Raw genomic sequence first — 1040 nt, forward strand, 5'->3', positions numbered from 1 at the left:
TCAGCCTTTGAAGAAAGAATTTTTCAGATAAGATTTTGATCGTGCAGTACAACAAAAAAAGGCGCCCCAAGGCGCCTTTTATATGTTTCTCTACAACTAGTGCTTAGTTGTATACAACAGAAACATCGTAATCGATTGAGGTCGCAGTAGCTGCCGCTGCCGCTGCAGTCGTTGCATTATCAACTGTCAAAGTACCACCAAGCGTCAACTGGTGAGCTGCCTGTAGCGTAACACCTGTAAGAGATAGTGCCGCTTCACCGTTGTCGATCATTGCTGGTACGAAAGTCATACCGTTTGAAGAAGACTGACCTAGCGTGATGTCAAAAGTAAGACCATCAGTACCTGCTACGTCTATAACACCTTCTACACCGTTTGTTGCTGCATCAAAACAACCAGTACCTGAACGCGCACCACCTGCAGCTAGCGTACAAGTTACCGCATCAGCTGAAGGGTCGATTTGACCAAGGTTCATTTGCGTATTTTCAGTCAACTGAAGTGGCTCAACGATTTGAAGTAGAGCCTGGAAAGTATCAGCGTGAGCCATACCTGCGCCAAGACCTGAAACTAGAGTTGTTGCGATTGCTGCTTTTTTGAATACGTTTTTCATGGATAGTATCTCCGAACACTTATTTAGTTTTGAAATTGCTGAATTAAATTTTTATATCGTGACCTTAGGGCCATCTTGTTTGTCTCTCTTTCGAAAGACCTTTCATATTTACTACTTTCGCACTTACTGCTTGTACTGCTTGCTTCCTGCTCTTAACTGCAAGCTGCTTATATGCAGCTTTAAGCGAGGCTTGTGGCCTCTACAACATCACGATTAGATATTTCGTCACGTTGTAAGCAGCGCGTTTTTTAAAATGTTTTGCATTTCGTTTGCGCTTAATTTCAGCTTAGCTAGATCACAGAACTTGTACGCCGAAAAACAGGCCGTTTTGTAGCAAAGTGTTACGTGATGTTTGATACGTGTTTCAAACTTAAAGACACACGTAAATACCGATCATTCATTGATCAATTTCGATATCTATATCAATACCTTA

Annotated in this window: 1 protein-coding gene; it reads right to left on the bottom strand. The window is 42.0% G+C overall.

All coding sequences use genetic code 11. From position 1 onward, the window contains the following. Positions 1-103: 103 nt before the first annotated feature. Positions 104-607: a DUF4402 domain-containing protein gene (locus A3738_RS09650; protein WP_068500858.1), complete on the bottom strand. Its 504-nt coding sequence runs from the start codon at positions 605-607 to the stop codon at positions 104-106. Between the last annotated feature and the right edge of the window lie 433 nt (positions 608-1040).

The organism is Oleiphilus sp. HI0066 (genome assembly GCF_001635725.1).